The following is a 16,072-nucleotide window of genomic DNA, read 5'->3' as shown; positions in this document are numbered from 1 at the left end:
TCCAGTACTCTCAGCCTCCGGCGCGCAGCGGATTAAAACTGGAACCCCGCTCGAAAGTGGGAAACAGACCGCAGGACGTGTTAGAATTGATAGATTAGAATGTATGCATTAACTCATCGGGAGACAGCAACATGGCCAGTCGTGGCGTTAACAAAGTGATTCTTGTCGGGAATCTGGGTCAGGATCCGGAAGTACGTTATATGCCAAATGGTGGCGCTGTTGCCAACATTACGCTGGCTACGTCGGAAAGCTGGCGCGACAAGCAGACCGGTGAAAACAAAGAGATCACTGAGTGGCACCGTGTGGTGCTGTTTGGCAAACTGGCTGAAGTCGCGGGTGAATACCTGAAAAAAGGGTCGCAGGTCTATATCGAAGGCCAGCTGCGCACCCGTAAATGGCAGGATCAGGGTGGCCAGGAGCGTTACACCACCGAAGTCGTGGTTAACGTTGGTGGTACCATGCAGATGCTGGGTGGCCGTCAGCAGGGCGGTAATGCCGGTGCAGGCGCTCCAGCCGGTGGTGGCGCGCAGGGCGGTGGCAACAACAATGGCTGGGGTCAGCCGCAGCAGCCGCAGGGCAACAATAACCAGTTCAGTGGCGGCGCGCAGTCCCGTCCGCAGCCGCAGCCACAGAGCGCGCCGGCCAGCAACAACAACGAACCACCAATGGATTTCGACGACGATATTCCGTTCTGATTCCGTTGGCCAGAGAGTACAAAAAAAGCCCGCTTTGCGGGCTTTTTTTATGCGCGGCGTCTGGCGGCCAGCTACGACCATTCCGCCAGAATCGCCTCCGTGCTCAGCACACGTGGCACGTTGCCGGGGATCAGCAGTGAGGCCCACACATCATTGTGCTGGTTAATCAGTGCTTCGGCGCTGACCCAGCGGCGATCTGCCGTGGTGTGCGCATCGGCGGCAACGGTAATCGCATAGCCCGCACTGGCACCGACTTTTATTGTGGTATCCAGGCAGTAGTCAGTGGCACAACCGCACACCACAAATTCCTCTACCGCCAGCCTCTTTAACAGCGTGGCCAGGTCGGTGTGCCAGAAGCTGTCGCAGGCAGTTTTGGTCACATAGTGTGCGCCAGCAGGCTGAGCGATTTCTGGCAGCAGCTCGAAAGCCGCATTACCCTCGCACATCTCGCCTTCGCGGTGCTGGATAAATATTGTGATATCGGCGCGTTCGGTCAGCCGGTTAATCTGTGCAATCCTTCCCGCTGTGTCGAAGCGTGGCGTGCTGAAGACGCCATTCTGCATATCAATGACCACGACTACCCGCTGTGCCATGCTTAATCCCATCTGGTTTGAAAAAAGCAGTGTTACCTGAGGCATTGTGGAAAGCAATCTTTTGCATTTTCCCCCCTGTCACAGGCATGCTAAACCGACTGGTTAAATAAGGAGAGAGAAGTGGAAGGTGTTCCGGCGAGTTTCCCCTGTGAGAAAGACCGCGCCCGGTTTCAGCAACTCGCCGAACTGCCCGGTGTGGAACTCTATCAGGCCCACATCTCCCGCTACGCATTTGAACCCCATACCCATGAAGCCTTTGGTATCGGCACCATTGAAGCGGGCGCGCAACGCTTTCGCTACCGCGGCACCGAATATACTGCGCCGGAGAACTCGCTGGTCATGATGAATCCGGATGAACTGCATACCGGTGAGTCAGCGTGTGAAGAGGGCTGGCGCTACCAGATGATCTACATTCAGCCGCAGCTGATGGATGAACTGACCGGCGATCGCGGCTGGTGGTTCAACGAGGCGCTGTTGACCGATCCGCGCGTGGCGCGGCCGCTCTCCCGCACGCTGGCGACACTCTGGCAGGCGGAATCACCACTGGCGCGCCAGAGCCTGCTGGCTGAACTGCTGTTGCAGATTCGTCCGCTGGCACGCATGTCCTCACAGGGCAGACCGGATGCACGGCATCGTTTTGATCAGGTAAGAGATTTTCTGCGCTCAAACCTCGCAGAACCGGTGCGGCTGGATGAGCTGGCGGCGCTGGCCTCGCTTTCGCCGTGGCACTTCTTACGCGCCTTTCGTCAGCACTATCACGTTACGCCGCATCAGATGCTGATGGCTTTCCGGCTTTACGACGCCAAGCAAAGGCTGGCACAGGGTGAAGCGGCTGCCAGCGTTGCGGCGGCGGTGGGATTAACCGATCAGGCTCATCTGACCCGCGCCTTTGCAAACCGTTATGGCATCACGCCGGGCCGCTATCAAAAGCAGGTGCGCCAGCCCTGATACCACCGCAATCTGCTACAAGCATTCCCCGCCCGAACCCGCCACACTGAACGAAAAAGCTATATAAGGAAGAAATTATGTTTGCTGGTGTCATGTTTGCCGTCACCGCCGGACTGCTGTGGGGGCTGATCTTTGTCGGGCCGCTGCTGGTGCCTGACTATCCTGGCGCGCTGCAATCGGCGGGACGTTATGTGGCGTTTGGGCTGATTGCGCTGCCGCTGGCCTGGCACGGTCGTCATCGCCTGCGCAAGCTGGCCCGGGCTGACTGGCGTGAAGCGGTAAAGCTCTCGCTGGTGGGAAACCTCTTCTACTATGCGTTTCTGGCGAACGCCATTCAGCGCACTGGCGGGCCGGTCTCCACCATGATTATCGGCACGCTGCCGGTGGTGATCGCTGTGACGGCCAATCTCTGTTACGGCCATCTTGAAGGACGCCTGCCGTGGCGGCGGCTGTTTCCGGCACTGGTCATGATGGCGGCCGGATTACTCTGCGTGAATGCGGCGGAGCTACAGAGTCAGGGCCACACTCTTGATCTCAGCCGTTATCTGACCGGTATCGCGCTGGCGCTGCTGGCTGTGGTCTGCTGGACCTGGTATCCGCTGCGCAATGCCCGCTGGCTGCGTACCCATCCCGAACTGCGGCCCTCGACCTGGGCAACAGCGCAGGGGGTCGTGACGCTGCCGATGGCACTAATCATGTACGCGCTGGTCAGCTCGCAGCTCGCCTGGCAACAGCCGGCTTTTTCGCTGCCGTTTGGGCCGCGTCCTGCGGTGTTTATCTCCCTGATGCTGGCGATTGGTCTGCTCTGTTCCTGGCTGGGGACCTTATGCTGGAACGCTGCCAGCCAGCGTCTGCCCACCGTACTGATGGGGCCACTGATTGTTTTTGAGATCCTTTTCGGCCTGTTGTGGACTTTTCTCTGGTATCAAAGCTGGCCACCCCTGCTCACCGTGACGGGGATTATTTGTCTGATGGCTGGTGTCCTGTGGGCAATGCGCATCAAACCGCAGCCTCTCGTCGTCGCGATTAAAGAGTAAACCGCGAAGATCGCCAAAAGACCTCTGCCGCGCGGATAACACGCCGCGCGGCTTTTTAAGATTAAACCCTACCCCGATTTGCTCGCTCTCCGGCAGATTTGTGCCGCGAAATCGATTTCATGCCTCTGCGTAATCGTGCCTTTACCCCCGAAAGCCTCTTTCATCCCCTGTTTGTCAGTGAAAAAACGGGACTGATGGTCTCCTGAACATAGCCATGTTTAGCGTTGCCAGGGAGGAACTGTTCAGATATCGGTCATTAATCAGGAAAAATCGCGCAGCATTATGGACGTTATGCTTTTATCAGCGGCTTTTTATTGCGGTATGGTCCTGAGAAAGGGAGGCTGAAAACCACTATTAACTTCACTCAGTGATGAATGAGTAAGAAAACTCCGCCGCTGCGTTAATAATTAAAGATTAATCTCTGGCATCAATGATGCGCAATGAAGAGAGCGAAAAGATAGACACATAACGTTAGTGATAAGGAGCAATAAACTATTTATCCTGGATTAATCCTGGAGAAAGTATATGCCATTAACCCATTCCCCGGAATTAAACGCAGCCGCAAAAATTTGAGTCAGGTCCAGCATTAACTCAAATATACGGTGATTGTTTTTTGCGCGATGTTTAAATTGGCTTAATGATATTGAGACGATTTAGTTCCGACGATTAGCTGGGCTTACGTAAGAAAGGGAGGGCCCAATCCCGCGTAAACGAGATTGGGAAGGGAAGAGTAGCCGTAGAATGCGAGACGTTTGCTGTTGTGAATCAATTTTACCGCAAAAAAAGAAGCTTAGCCGTGAAGCCATTCATTAGTTATAAATGGAGCGGAAAAGGGTGCCGCAATTGTCCTGTTAAATGATCTTCATCTCTTCTGGTAAGAACAAATCTCAGCGTTAAGTCTAAAAAGCGCGGTAGCATTGGGGTTTAGCGGTTCTCCGTGCCTGACGGATAATGGTATACGCTGCGACTGATATCTAATAAGCGGCAGCTGCGACGGGTGCCAATGTCAAAGGTGGCCTGCAGGAAATCCACAGCCTGACGTTTTTCATTAGTGGTAAAGAAGTGCTTCAGAACACTCTGCAGCATCTCTTTGTCCGAGTTGAGCGTCTGCAGTTCACGCGTGATGTTCTGCAGTTTTTCTTCCAGCTCTTTGATTTTTCTGCCTTCTTCCGAAGACAACCCAGAAAACTTCTTCTTCCAGCTGTAGAACGTGGCTTCAGAGATGCCTAACTCTTCACAAATCTCTCTGACTTTCACGCCCGATTCAGAAGCTTTAATGGCATTTGTGATTTGATCTTCGCTGTATCGTGACTTTCTCATAAATGCTCTTACCTTTCTTATCGATTAATGGATGAGAATGACTTTAATAATTTCTGGCACTGTAAGATTCTATTAAGGCAGTATTAAAGTGCGCGAATTGAATTGCGAAGCCTAAATTAAGATATTTAGAATAAATATCATCATGGGATAAATCTTATTTTATTCTTATCCGGTGGGCGTGCCTTCCTGGAGGGGGATTTTTGTTATAAATTCATCGCATCCAAAATACGAAAAAATTCTACGTACATTGGATATTTAGCCTGACCGACTTGATTAATATGGCGGGAAGGGCTCTAAAAGGTTGTTTTATTTTCAGCCTGAAATCGTTTCCATCTGAAGTGATTCGCGCCATTTATAATAAGAATTATCCTGAATTAACACTCCGGATCATGATTTACATCTCAATTTTCGGACCAGCTTGGTCTGAAGTCTTACATTTTCGCCAGGCCCACTGAGCGCTTATTAATTCGTTACAGGGATGTTGTACCGAAGCGGTTGTAGTTGAGTAATACTAAGGAAGAGTCGATGAAATTGAGCGTAATGTCTAATGCCGCCTGGATGATGTCTGAGAAGATCATCTCCGTTTTTGGCGTCATTTTTGTGACGTCTTACGTGGCGAAATCCTTTGGCCCAACGGTGTTTGGCCAGATGGCGTTTTCTACTTCACTATTTGCGATGGTGCAAACCGTTGCAATCTTTGGCACCGAAACCATTCTGTTTAAACGCGTCAGCAAAAATGCGTCAAAAGGCCTGCGCCTGATGACCATCGCCCGCACGATGAGAATGGTGCTGTTGCTGGTCACTTCGGTGCCAGTCTTAATCTGGGTCTGGTACAACATGCAGGAAAATTTCCTGGCGTTTGCACTGGCCTCATTTGTTGCCTCGGTTTTTGTCACCCAGGACACCTTCAGCGTTTATAACAACGCGCGTCTTGCCTCGCGTCTTAACACCATCGCCAACGCCGTGGGCATGCTGCTGAGTTTCGGCATCAGCTTCACCGTCGCCTGGCTGCGTCTTAATCCGCTCTGGCTGACGCTGTCGATTGTCGCAGTGACTCTGGTGCCTTATCTGATTAAGCGTCACAACTTCTATCAGGACCATCAGGATCAGATGCCACCACGCGAAAAGCGCACGGCCTATCTGCGTTATCTGATGTATGCCGGTCTGCCGCTGGCGATCTCCAGCATCTTTATCTCTGTGCAGGTAAAAGCGGCGCAGATGTTCCTGGCAGGCACGGCACCCGCGCGCGACCTCGGGCTGTTTGCGGCGGCGAATACCATTTCCGCCTCATGGATTTTTATCCCGGTGGCGCTCATCACCTCCTGCTTCACTGAAATCTTCAGGGAGCGCGGCGAGGTCGCCATTAAGCTGGCTGCGCGGCTCAATGGCTATGTTATGGCGGTTTCATTGCTGATGCTGCTGATCATTTCGCTTTATGGCGAGCGGATCATCATTGCGTTGTACGGCCCGGAATTCACACAGTCAGGAAGTCTCATTACGTTGCTGTCGATAGCGACCAGCTTTTCGGCAATGGGGACCGTAGCGTATCGCTACATGGTCAAAGAGGGAGGATTTAACTACTTGCTGAGGAAAATCATCTGCCTGATGGTCATCAGTTTGCCGCTCTCCTGGTGGTTGATCCAGGGTCACGGCATCATGGGGGCCGCGTGGAGCGTTTTCCTTTCAGAACTTTTGTCCCTGACCGTAATGAATTACTTCTTTAAAAACGGCGTCATTCAAAAGATTCAGGTTTCCTCACTCAACTACAAAACATACAAATGAGGTCAGATATGCTCAAGTTGAAAGAAGAACTCAGAAGAAGTGTGCAGTATTTTATTAAGAAGATGCCCTGGGCTTATCAGGACCGCATCTACTACTTCCATAAGTTCAGAAAGCTGCCCAATCTGCGTCAGCCAAAAGTGTTCAACGAGAAGGTGTTGTACCGTAAGTTTATCTTCGGCGATTACCAAAGCTATGGTCGTCTGTCAGATAAGTACTCGGTGCGCGAATTCATTGCTGAAAAAATCGGTAATGAATACCTGATCCCGCTGGTACACGAAACGACTGACCCGACCACGCTGAACAGCTTACCCTGCTGGAAGGGGACGGTGATCAAGCCGAACCACGCCTCCAACATGGTAGAGATTCTGCTGGAGGAGCCAGACGCACTGCGCAAGCAGCAGATCATTCATGACTGCTATCGCTGGCTGAAGACCGACTTCGCCAACGAAGCGCGTGAGATTCACTATCGCTACATCAAGCCACGTATCCTGGTTGAGAAGTACATTGGTGATGGCAAAAGCGCGCCGATTGATTACAAGTTTCATATGTTCAACAAGCGTGATGGCAAGTTCGAATATGTGCTGCAGGTGATCTACAACCGCTGCCAGCCGCTGCTGTCGATGAATTTCTACGTGAATAACCTCAATGAGGCCTATCACAAGATTCGCGATACCGGTCTGGATGTCTCACCGATTATGCCGTCACTGGAACATGCGCTCGAACTGAGCAAGAAGCTGGCCAGTGATTTCGACTACGTGCGTGTGGACTGGTATATCCATGACGAGCGCATCTACTTTGGCGAACTGACCTTCACCCCAGGTGCAGGACTGGTCACCGGATTAGATCGTGGTTTAAATCAGATGATGGGAGATATGTGGATTCAGGACCGCCGCGGAACGCAGAGCCCGGGCGTTACAGTGCAGGATGTTAATATTCCTGCCATGTTGAAGAAAATTTAAGCACACACAGCAATATAAAAAACCCCGCTAAGCGGGGTTTTTTATGCGCAAAAATCAGGGCATCGGCCAGTCAGCAGGCGCCTGGCTCATCACATCGATAAAGGCATGCTTTGAGATTTCCAGAAAGTTATGCACGTTATCCATGCTCAGGGTAATGCCCATCAGACCGGTAACAAACCAGCAGGTCATGCCTAAACCAATCCCGCCACACATAAATGCCATCACGTGACGGCTATCCTGACGAAGTTTGGTTTTCAGGGTGCTGGCAAAAAACATCATGATTGCGCTCAGCAATTCCCAACGCATAACAAGTAAACTGGCGGTTAACGTAGCCATCGGCCGGACCTCAATATCAGTAAGTATTCCTGACAATCTGCGGACATCACCGGCGGCGGAAAAGTGTGTCAGGGGGTGCTTTTTCGCCGTCAACCCAGGTTCAAAGTGTGACTTGAGTCACATTATATCACCCGATTTTAAATTTTGAACAAAATTTGACTCTGGTATGGTAGCGGCGTGAGGGAATAGTGAGCAGTAGAAGAAGAACGGCGGGGAAATCAGTCAGATGCGCCCGGGCGGGCGCATCTGAGGGGTCAACGAACCGGACAGCACTCGCCGGTCGTGCGCTGGGTGAAGCTACTGATACCGTCATTGCAGCCAAAACTCAGCAGGCGAGGGCGCTGAATCGCCTGGCGGCGCATGGTATGGCGGTAAGCGGTAGGCGTCTGTGAAAACTGACGACGAAACACGCGGGAGAAGGTCTGCTGCGAGTCATAGCCATACTGCATCGCAATATCAAAAACCGGCCGCTGTGTCTGTGACAGCGCTTCCGCTGCCAGCGTCAGACGGCGCTCGCGAATATAGCCACCCAGCGTCTGTTTCGTTACCGAACGGAACATACGCTGCAGATGCCATTTCGAATAGCCCGATTTTGCGGCAACCTCATCGATCGACAGGCTCTTATCCAGGTTCTGGTCAATCCAGTGCGTCAGGGAATGAATGATCTCTTCTTGCATCATGGTCTCATCCTTCTGGTGCTTAATAAGCGGTAATGGGAGTTTAGTGGTTTTGATGGAGAGCGAGTATAATTCCTCAAGTTAACTTGAGGTAAAGAGCCTGATGAAAAAAGAACGCAACTATCCGAAACCGGTCTTAACACCGGGTGAAGTGGCGCGCCGCAGCGGTGTGGCGGTTTCGGCGCTGCACTTTTATGAGACAAAAGGACTTATTTTCAGCACCCGCAACAGCGGCAATCAGCGGCGATACAGCCGTGACGTGCTGCGACGCGTCGCGATTATCAAGATTGCGCAGCGTATCGGCATTCCGCTGGCAACGGTCAGTGACAGCCTGGATCACATTCCGCCTGACAAGCGCATGTCGACACCGGAGTGGGATGCGCTGACGCAGCACTGGCGCGAAGAGCTGGATAAGCGCATTGAAACCCTGACCCGCCTGCGTAATGACCTGGATGGCTGTATCGGCTGCGGCTGTTTGTCGATGCGCGACTGCCCGCTGCGCAATCCCGGCGACCGGCTGGGTCAGCAGGGCTCGGGTGCGGTGCTGCTTGACCCGGAACAGGATGATAAACATCCGGATGTGGAGTGACGTCTATACTTGGTGAAGGTCAAAACACAGGGAATCATGATGATCACCGTTCACCATCTTGAGAAATCGCGCTCGCATCGGGTGCTGTGGCTGCTGGAAGAGCTGGAAGTGCCGTACCAGATTAAACGCTATCAACGCGAACCGACCATGCTGGCCCCGGAGGCGCTGAAAAAAGTGCATCCACTGGGAAAATCACCGGTGATTACCGACGGGAACCAGGTAGTGGCAGAGTCAGGTGCCATTCTCGAATACCTTGAAGAGAAATATGATCACGAGTTCCGGCTCAAAGTGAGTGATGAGGCGTCGCGGCTGCAGTGCCGCTACTGGCTGCACTATGCCGAAGGCTCGCTGATGCCGCTGCTGGTGATGAAGCTGATCTTCGGTCAGATGGGTAAAGCACCGGTGCCGTGGCTGCTGCGTCCGGTCGGGGCGGCATTCGGTAAAGGCGTGCAGAAAGCGTTCCTGGATAAACAGCTTAAGCCACACATGCAGATGATCGAACAGCATCTGGCTGCAAATCCCTGGTTCGCCGGTCAGCGCTTCAGTATCGCTGATATCCAGATGAGCTTTCCGCTGCTGGCGCTTGCGCGACGTGTCGGACTGGAGCAGATGCCCGCCAGCCAGAAATGGCTGCAGACTGTGCAACAGCGTGCCGCCTGGCAGCGCGCGATCGATCAGGGCGGCGAGCTTTCGCTGCCAGGTTAATTCCCCTCTTCCACTGGCGGGTCGTGTCTCATCACGGCTGCGCCGGTGCGCATCCCCCTGAAAATCGCGTTAACTTCAGGGCGTCAGCGTTTGACGTCGGCTTGGGCCACGTGGCTGCTGGCCACTTAAGCCTGATCTTTATGCTGAAGAATCTCCCTCTGACAGTTGAAAATGTGCCGCTAAACGCCGGATAATCGCATGCCTTTTTATCTGGCCGCTTCTGGCGGCCAACTATCTGCGGCAAGGTAAACGTTTGCCTGCCGGGTAAAACCCGACAGTGACGCCGTCTACCCGCTTATTCCAGGGACAGCGATGGTCGCAGAGCGATCCACACAACAAAAATTTTTGAGGCTCAACTATGTCAACTGAATCACGCCCGGCCAGTGGAAAACTGGACGCCTGGTTCTCGATCTCGGCGCGCGGCAGCAGCGTGCGCCAGGAAATTCTGGCCGGACTTACCACCTTCCTGGCGATGGTCTACTCCGTTATCGTGGTGCCAGGAATGCTGGGCAAGGCCGGTTTTCCCCCTACTGCCGTGTTTGTCGCCACCTGCCTGGTTGCCAGCTTTGGTTCCATCATTATGGGACTGTGGGCCAATCTGCCGATGGCGATTGGCTGTGCAATCTCCTTAACCGCCTTTACCGCTTTCAGCCTCGTGCTGGGCCAGCACATCAGCGTGCCGGTAGCGCTGGGCGCGGTGTTCCTGATGGGTCTGCTGTTTACCCTGATCTCAGTGACCGGCATTCGAGCCTGGATCCTGCGTAACCTGCCGATGGGCGTGGCGCACGGCACCGGCGTCGGAATTGGCCTGTTTTTGCTGCTGATTGCGGCTGACGGTGTAGGCCTGGTAGTGAAAAACCCGGCACCGGGCCTGCCGGTGGCGCTGGGGCACTTCACCACTTTTCCGGTAATGATGACGCTGCTGGGACTGGCAGCAATTATTGGACTGGAGAAGCGCCGGATGCCCGGCGGTATTCTCATGACAATTATCGCCATTTCGCTGCTGGGGCTGATTTTCGATCCGGCGGTGAGCTACAAAGGATTGTTTGCGCTGCCGAGCCTGCGTGATGCCAGCGGTGAGTCGCTGCTGTTCAGCCTCGACATTATGGGCGCGATGCAGCCGGTCGTGCTGCCAAGCGTGCTGGCACTGGTGATGACGGCGGTCTTTGACGCGACCGGCACCATTCGCGCGGTCGCGGGTCAGGCAAATCTGCTGGATAAACAGGGCCAGATTATCAATGGTGGCCGTGCGCTGACTAGCGACTCCGTCAGCAGCCTGTTCGCGGGTCTGGTGGGCGCGTCACCGGCTGCGGTTTATATCGAATCGGCGGCAGGAACGGCGGCGGGGGGTAAAACCGGTCTTACCGCGATTGTGGTCGGCCTGCTGTTCCTTGCCATTCTGTTTATGTCACCGCTGGCGTATCTGGTGCCGGCTTACGCCACCGCGCCTGCATTAATGTATGTGGGTCTGCTGATGCTCAGTAATGTGGCGAAAGTCGACTTTAATGATTTTGTCGATGCGATGTCGGGCCTGTTAACGGCGGTGATTATCGTGCTCACCTGTAACATCGTCACCGGCATTATGATCGGCTTCGCCAGCCTGGTCGTGGGGCGTCTCTTCGCGGGGGAATGGCGCAAGCTCAACGTCGGCACCGTCATTATTGCTATCGCGCTGGTGGCGTTTTACGCCGGTGGCTGGGCGATCTGACTGTACAACCGGGCGTGCGGCTGCACGTCCGGAATTTTTCACTATTTTCCCGCCCGGCGCACGCGTAGCTGACAATCTTCACCGCAGTTTGTTTTACACTTTAGCGCTTAACCAATGATTGAAAGAAACGACGCCTAAGGAAAGCATGGAAATCTTTTTTACAATTCTCATCATGACGCTGGTCGTGTCGCTCTCTGGCGTCGCGGCTCGTATCCTCCCTTTTCAGATCCCGTTGCCGCTGGTTCAGATCGCCGTGGGTGCGATGCTGGCCTGGCCAACTTTTGGTCTGCATGTCGACTTTGACCCGGAGCTGTTTCTGGTGCTCTTTATTCCGCCGCTGCTGTTCGCGGATGGCTGGAAGACGCCGATCAGTGAGTTCCTGCATCATGGTCGCGAGATAATTGGCTTAGCACTGGCGCTGGTCCTGATTACCGTGATCGGCATCGGCTATCTGATCTACTGGCTGGTACCTGGTATCCCGCTGATCCCTGCCTTTGCGCTGGCGGCGGTGCTGTCACCGACCGATGCCGTGGCGCTCTCAGGCATTGTCGGTGAAGGCCGTATTCCCAAGAAGATTATGTCGATCGTGCAGGGCGAAGCCCTGATGAATGACGCTTCGGGCCTGGTATCGCTGAAATTTGCCGTGGCAGTCGCCATGGGTACCATGGTGTTTACCTGGGGCGGTGCCAGCGTTGAGTTCCTGAAAGTGGCGGTGGGTGGTCTGATTGCGGGTGTCGCGATCTGCTGGCTCTACGGTAAGTCACTGCGCCTGCTCAGCCGCTGGAGCGGTGACGATCCGGCTACCCAGACCGTACTGCTGCTGCTGCTGCCGTTCGCCTCTTACCTGATTGCTGAACATCTGGGTGTCTCAGGCATCCTGGCGGCCGTGGCTGCCGGTATGACCATCACCCGTTCCGGTATTATTCGTCAGGCACCGCTGGCGATGCGCCTGCGTGCCAACAGCGTCTGGCAGATGCTGGAGTTCGTCTTTAACGGCATGGTCTTCCTGATGCTGGGCCTGCAGTTGCCGGATATTCTGCAGACCTCTGTTGATCAGGCGCAGGCCGATCCGAACGTCGAGCTCTGGATGCTGTTTGCCGATATCGGGCTGGTCTATGCCGCGCTGATGATCGTGCGTTTTGGCTGGCTGTGGATTATGCAGCGCTTCAGCAAACGCCTGCTGAAGAAGAAGCCGCTGGAGTTCTCCAACTACTCGTTGCGTGAACTGCTGATCGCCTCCTTTGCGGGTGTGCGCGGCGCGATTACCCTGGCCGGTGTCCTGTCGATTCCGCTGTTCCTGACCAACGGCGAGCCTTTCCCGGCGCGTTATGAACTGGTCTTTATCGCCACCGGCGTGATTCTCTTCTCGCTGTTGGTAGGGGTAGTGATTCTGCCGATTCTGCTGCGCGGCATTGATACTATTGATAAAGGCGCACACCGTCGCGAGTTGCAGAATGCGCGTGCGGTAATGGCAGGCGCAGCCATTGAGAGCCTGCACAAGATGGAAGAGCGGCTGGAGAATGAGTCGGAAGAGAACATCGATCCGGAGCTGCTTAAAGAGGTGAGTCTGCGGGTGATTGGCAACTTACGTCGTCGCGCTGAAGGGAAGAATGACCTTGAACACGCGCTGTTCGCCGAGAACCTGGAGCGTCGCTTCCGCCTGACCGGACTGCGTGCCGAACGTGCTGAGGTCTATCATCTGCGCGCCACCCAGCAAATCTCCAATGAGACGATGCAGAAGTTACTGCACGACCTGGATCTGCTGGAAGCGCTGCTGATTGAAAAAGAGGAGTAAGTCCTGACTGGCACGCCTGCGCGTTAATGCGGCGTGCCAGCCTTTCACACCGACAGGCGCGGCGGCTCATCCGGCCAATGCTCGCGACAACAGGCTATCCACGCCTGCGCACTGCGCGACAGATAACTCCCTTCCCGCCAGATCAATCCCAGACTCCACTTCAGCTCCGATTCCAGCGGCAGCCACAGCAGCGACTGCTTATCCAGCCGCTGACAGATCGGCTCCGGCAGAATCGCCAGCCCCATCTCCGCCTGCACCATCGCCGCCAGAAAATCCCACTGTCCGCTGCGAACCGCCACCGTTGGCGTCAGGTTGAGCCGCTGAAATGCCTGCATCAGCTGACGATTCAGCGAGAACTCCTCATTAAAAATCAGCAGTGGATGCTCTGCCAGTTCTGCCAGTCCAATCTGCTGGCGGCTGAGCCACTCCGGGCGACGCGGCAGCAGTACGCAGAGCGGATGATGCATCAGGGGCAGGGTGTTCAGCGGCAGCTCGGCATCGACCGGTAGCGCGGTCAGGGCGATATCCAGACTGCCCGCCAGCACCGCCTGTTGGACGGTCAGACCGCCGAACTCAGAGATTTTCAGCTTCACACCGGGATAGCGGCGGCGAAACGCGGAAATCGAACCGGCAATCTGCATACCGACCATCGGCGGAATACCCAGTCGCAGCTCACCGGTTTTGAGCTGGTTGATGTCACCAATCTCCGCTTCCAGCTGATGAAACTCCTGCAGGATCGCCAGGCCGCGTTGATAGACCGCCTGGCCGCTGTCGGTGAGGTGCAGACGACGACCATCGCGCAGGATCAGCGTGCAGCCCAGCTCCTCCTCCAGCTGGCGCAGCATTTTGCTGATGGTCGGTTGTGTCACAAACAGCTTCTGCGCCGCACGGGTAAAGCTCTGCTGGCGTACGACTTCAGTAAAGTAACGCAGGGCGCGGACATCCATAACTATTCCTTTCAGGCATGATTTCGATAATTTTAATTCATTTTTTTCACCTTCTGTTGACGATTTATACTGGTGACATCAATTTAATCGGGGAGACAAGGTGATGGCGTTAGCGCTCACTTTACGCAGCAACCGCGCAGTGCAATGGCTCAGCCTGCCGCTCCAGCTGGGTTTCTATATCGTCCTGTTTATCGCCTGCGACCGGCTGGTGAGCTGGCTGCATCTGCCGCTGCCCGCCAATATCGTCGGGATGCTGCTGCTGCTGGCGTTAATCGTGACGCGGATTGTGCCGCTGAACTGGGTGAAAGCCGGATCACGCTGGCTGCTGGCCGAGATGCTGCTGTTCTTTATTCCGGCGGTGGTGGCGGTGGTGAACTATGGCGATCTGCTGCGGGTTGATGGCTGGCGCATCTGTGTGGTGATCGGTGTCAGTACGCTGCTGGTGCTGGCCTCGACTGCCTGGGTGGTGGACCGGCTTTATCAGTATGAAGTCGCGCGTGCCGCGCGTAAGCAGGATCCGCATGCGTGATTTTCTGCTCAGCCTGCTGTGTGTAGCCGTTACGCTGCTGGTTTATGCACTGAATAAACGGCTTTACCGCCGCTGGCGGACGCTGCTGCTGATGCCACTGGTGATGACGCCGCTGGTGCTGGTGGCATTGCTGCTGTTGACGCATATCAGCTGGCAGGATTACATCGCCGAAAACCACTGGCTGCTCTGGCTGCTGGGGCCAGCGACGCTGGCGTTTGCGGTGCCGGTCTATGAGAACGTGGAGATTATTAAGCGCCACTGGCTGTCGCTGAGCGCGGGCGTAGTGACCGCGACGCTGGTCGCCGTCTGCAGTTCCGTCTGGCTGGCGCGACTGTTAACCCTGCCAGAGTCGATTCAGCGCAGCCTGGCCGTGCGCTCTATCACCACGCCGTTTGCGCTGGCTGCGGCGGGTCCGATTGGCGGGCAGCCCGATCTGGTGGCGCTGTTCGTGGTAATTACAGGCGTGTTTGGCATGGCAATCGGCGACGTGCTGTTTCTGCGGCTCGCCATTAAGCAGGGCGTGGCGAAAGGCGCGGGATTCGGTGCGGCGTCCCACGGTGCCGGCACGGCACGCGCCTATCAGATTGGCGAGCAGGAGGGCGTGGTCGCCAGCCTGGTGATGATGCTCTCTGGCGTGGTGACCGTGGTGCTGGCCCCGCTGATTAGGCACCTGATGTGGACAATATAGGCTACACTCCGTCGCACAGACGCTGGTCTGCGCTGAAACACGTATTTTTACGTAAAGTTTTCCAGATTTTGTTGTCTCCCCATTTCAGGCTGTTAACCTTGCGGCCGAATTAATTGTCCTTTCACGGAGTGGAATCATGTTTAAGCAACTTGTTGCCGGGAGCGCCCTCGGGCTGGTTTTAATGAGCGGTGCCGCTCAGGCGATTGAAGGCAGTGTTGATGTCAGCGAACACAACACCAACCTGAATGTGGGTCTGGGCACCACAACACCCGGTCTGTTTCTGAAAGGTAACTGGCTGCGTAGCGACCATGACGGCAGCACCTACGGTGCCGGTCTGGGTTACAACGTTGATTTCGGGCCGCTGCGTCTGGCGCCGACCGCAAAAGCGATCTTCACCCATCCTGAAGATGGAAAAGATGGATTTGCGGTGGCGCTGGGTGGTGCAGCACACTACAGCTTCAACAGCATGTGGGGCCTGTATGGCGAATATTATTACGCGCCAGAGTCTTTCACCGATCAGCTCGACAGCTATCAGGAAGCCGGTGGCGGCCTGAGCTTCACGCCGGTTTCACTGCTTAACCTGCGTGTGGGTTATCAGTACATCGAACTGAACAACAAAGATGGACGCAAAGATAACGTGCTGGTCGATGGCCCGTACGTGGGTGCATCGCTGCGCTTCTGATTCTGCTGCGCAAAAGAAGAGGGCGACTACTTCGGTAGCCGCCCTTTTTTATTGCCTGCTCGTTATGAACGAAAAGCCACGA

General features: G+C 55.0%; 17 protein-coding genes. 12 read left to right on the top strand and 5 right to left on the bottom strand.

What is annotated here, in order from left to right:
- Positions 1–131 precede the first annotated feature (131 nt).
- Positions 132–695: a single-stranded DNA-binding protein SSB1 gene (gene ssb1, locus ACX8ZY_RS18365; RefSeq protein ID WP_010252180.1), complete on the top strand. Its 564-nt coding sequence runs from the start codon at positions 132–134 to the stop codon at positions 693–695.
- A 71-nt stretch (positions 696–766) separates the two neighbouring features.
- On the opposite strand, the gene ACX8ZY_RS18360 is transcribed toward ssb1, so the two are convergent.
- A complete protein-coding gene (locus tag ACX8ZY_RS18360) occupies positions 767–1,288 on the bottom strand; it encodes an isochorismatase family protein (RefSeq protein WP_033759724.1) in 522 nt (173 codons plus the stop codon).
- A gap of 120 nt (positions 1,289–1,408) precedes the next feature.
- On the opposite strand from ACX8ZY_RS18360, the gene ACX8ZY_RS18355 reads away from it, so the two are divergent.
- Both ACX8ZY_RS18355 and ACX8ZY_RS18350 read left to right on the top strand, forming a co-directional pair.
- Complete coding sequence (locus ACX8ZY_RS18355) at positions 1,409–2,236, top strand: AraC family transcriptional regulator (protein ID WP_033770840.1); 828 nt, start codon at positions 1,409–1,411, stop codon at positions 2,234–2,236.
- Between the two features lie 77 nt (positions 2,237–2,313).
- Positions 2,314–3,273, top strand: a complete 960-nt coding sequence (locus tag ACX8ZY_RS18350; RefSeq protein WP_033759535.1) for a DMT family transporter — start codon at positions 2,314–2,316, stop codon at positions 3,271–3,273.
- A 924-nt stretch (positions 3,274–4,197) separates the two neighbouring features.
- Here ACX8ZY_RS18350 and ACX8ZY_RS18345 read toward each other — a convergent pair.
- Positions 4,198–4,593, bottom strand: a complete 396-nt coding sequence (locus tag ACX8ZY_RS18345) for a transposase (protein WP_003855733.1) — start codon at positions 4,591–4,593, stop codon at positions 4,198–4,200.
- Between the two features lie 525 nt (positions 4,594–5,118).
- On the opposite strand from ACX8ZY_RS18345, the gene ACX8ZY_RS18340 reads away from it, so the two are divergent.
- Complete coding sequence (locus tag ACX8ZY_RS18340; protein ID WP_010252170.1) at positions 5,119–6,375, top strand: oligosaccharide flippase family protein; 1,257 nt, start codon at positions 5,119–5,121, stop codon at positions 6,373–6,375.
- 8 nt (positions 6,376–6,383) lie between these two features.
- The gene (locus tag ACX8ZY_RS18335) at positions 6,384–7,334 is read left to right on the top strand and encodes an ATP-grasp fold amidoligase family protein (protein WP_010252168.1); all 951 of its coding nucleotides are present in this window, start codon (positions 6,384–6,386) and stop codon (positions 7,332–7,334) included.
- A gap of 54 nt (positions 7,335–7,388) precedes the next feature.
- On the opposite strand, the gene ACX8ZY_RS18330 is transcribed toward ACX8ZY_RS18335, so the two are convergent.
- A complete protein-coding gene (locus ACX8ZY_RS18330) occupies positions 7,389–7,670 on the bottom strand; it encodes a YjcB family protein (RefSeq protein ID WP_010252166.1) in 282 nt (93 codons plus the stop codon).
- Positions 7,671–7,924: 254 nt separating this feature from the next.
- Positions 7,925–8,350, bottom strand: a complete 426-nt coding sequence (gene soxS, locus ACX8ZY_RS18325; protein ID WP_010252163.1) for a superoxide response transcriptional regulator SoxS — start codon at positions 8,348–8,350, stop codon at positions 7,925–7,927.
- A gap of 100 nt (positions 8,351–8,450) precedes the next feature.
- Here soxS and soxR point away from each other — a divergent pair, with 100 nt between their 5' ends.
- The 4 genes from soxR to ACX8ZY_RS18305 all read left to right on the top strand — a co-directional run bounded on the left by soxR (position 8,451) and on the right by ACX8ZY_RS18305 (position 13,144).
- Positions 8,451–8,936, top strand: coding sequence for a redox-sensitive transcriptional activator SoxR (gene soxR / locus ACX8ZY_RS18320; RefSeq protein ID WP_010252161.1), 486 nt, complete (start codon positions 8,451–8,453; stop codon positions 8,934–8,936).
- Positions 8,937–8,975: 39 nt separating this feature from the next.
- Positions 8,976–9,641, top strand: coding sequence for a glutathione S-transferase family protein (locus ACX8ZY_RS18315; RefSeq protein WP_158132189.1), 666 nt, complete (start codon positions 8,976–8,978; stop codon positions 9,639–9,641).
- A gap of 358 nt (positions 9,642–9,999) precedes the next feature.
- Positions 10,000–11,349, top strand: a complete 1,350-nt coding sequence (locus ACX8ZY_RS18310) for an NCS2 family permease (RefSeq protein ID WP_022625223.1) — start codon at positions 10,000–10,002, stop codon at positions 11,347–11,349.
- Between the two features lie 145 nt (positions 11,350–11,494).
- Positions 11,495–13,144 carry a Na+/H+ antiporter gene (locus ACX8ZY_RS18305; protein ID WP_010252155.1) on the top strand — a complete coding sequence of 550 codons (1,650 nt, stop codon included), beginning with the start codon at positions 11,495–11,497 and terminating at the stop codon, positions 13,142–13,144.
- A 44-nt stretch (positions 13,145–13,188) separates the two neighbouring features.
- On the opposite strand, the gene ACX8ZY_RS18300 is transcribed toward ACX8ZY_RS18305, so the two are convergent.
- On the bottom strand, positions 13,189–14,091 hold the full coding sequence (locus ACX8ZY_RS18300; protein ID WP_010252153.1) for a LysR family transcriptional regulator: 903 nt from the start codon (positions 14,089–14,091) through the stop codon (positions 13,189–13,191).
- Positions 14,092–14,194: 103 nt separating this feature from the next.
- Between ACX8ZY_RS18300 and ACX8ZY_RS18295 the strand changes: the two genes are divergently transcribed.
- The 3 genes from ACX8ZY_RS18295 to ACX8ZY_RS18285 all read left to right on the top strand — a co-directional run bounded on the left by ACX8ZY_RS18295 (position 14,195) and on the right by ACX8ZY_RS18285 (position 15,990).
- Entirely contained in the window at positions 14,195–14,620 is a 426-nt protein-coding gene (locus ACX8ZY_RS18295; RefSeq protein ID WP_061901852.1) for a CidA/LrgA family protein, read from the top strand.
- On the top strand, positions 14,613–15,308 hold the full coding sequence (locus tag ACX8ZY_RS18290; RefSeq protein ID WP_425019335.1) for an LrgB family protein: 696 nt from the start codon (positions 14,613–14,615) through the stop codon (positions 15,306–15,308). Before ACX8ZY_RS18295 ends, ACX8ZY_RS18290 begins: the two co-directional genes overlap by 8 nt.
- 136 nt (positions 15,309–15,444) lie before the next feature.
- Complete coding sequence (locus ACX8ZY_RS18285; protein ID WP_010252147.1) at positions 15,445–15,990, top strand: YfaZ family outer membrane protein; 546 nt, start codon at positions 15,445–15,447, stop codon at positions 15,988–15,990.
- Positions 15,991–16,072: the final 82 nt, after the last annotated feature.

Source organism: Pantoea sp. XAF26B01_ASV70 (assembly GCF_054512635.1).
Note: the sequence above shows the minus strand (reverse complement) of the source record. Positions and strands in the feature narration are given on the sequence as shown.